Source organism: Anaeromassilibacillus sp. An250, from assembly GCF_002159845.1.
Lineage (GTDB): Bacteria > Bacillota > Clostridia > Oscillospirales > Acutalibacteraceae > Anaeromassilibacillus > Anaeromassilibacillus stercoravium.
This window is the reverse complement of the sequence record NZ_NFJK01000069.1, coordinates 1-713: the sequence shown is the minus strand read 5'-3', so window position 1 is coordinate 713 and position 713 is coordinate 1. Positions and strand designations below refer to the sequence as shown.

The window sequence follows — 713 nt, the reverse complement described above, 5'->3', positions numbered from 1 at the left end:
TCTGCTTCGTACGTCAGGTACGTCCCCTCCGGGTTCCAGATGATCGGCTCGGAGAGCTCTCCGGCAATGCCGTCCTCGTCCACGGCCACCAGCGAATAGCTGCCGTAGACGTCCTGCGGGATCTCGTAGCTGTCCTGTCCCGTCACGTCGATGTACTCGGTGCCGGTCCACAGCTTATAGGTGTAGCTCTCGTCCGGCGTCCAGGTCAGCACGCCGTCTTCCAGCTGCATCTCCGGCGGTTCCGGGCAAATTACAAGGTTTTCGGGCTTGAGGTTGACGCTGTCATGATCGCCGCTGTCCACGACCTCGATCTCAATCGTGTAGTTTCCAGAGGCGTCTGCGGGGAGCACATAGTCCGCGCCCATCTCTTCGCCGTTCACCTTCAGGGAGGCCACCTGGTCGCCCTGGCCGGAAACGGTGACCGTCAGGTTCGCATCGCGGTACGTGTAGTTGCTCAGCTCAAACGGGCCAACCATCCAATCCGGCACATACGGTGCAAAGTGGATGCCGTCCAATTTGTATGTCATGCCGAACAGCACGCGGTAGAACGACGCCATATGGCCTGCCACCGACCACAGCTGGCGGTGGGCGTCGTTGCCCGCGCCGGTCTCATAGTTGATGACTTCTTCGTTGGAGAGGTTGCGGGCCGCCGCCGACATAATCGACTTCATGATCTCATCTGCGAGCTCATGGTTGCCTGCCTTCATCGCGCC

At 60.4% G+C, this 713-nt stretch carries 1 protein-coding gene; it reads right to left on the bottom strand.

Annotation, left to right across the window (positions count from 1 at the left end; all coding sequences use genetic code 11):
- The coding region (locus B5F54_RS17850; RefSeq protein ID WP_207651991.1) for a hypothetical protein at positions 1–713 on the bottom strand (713 nt) is incomplete at both ends.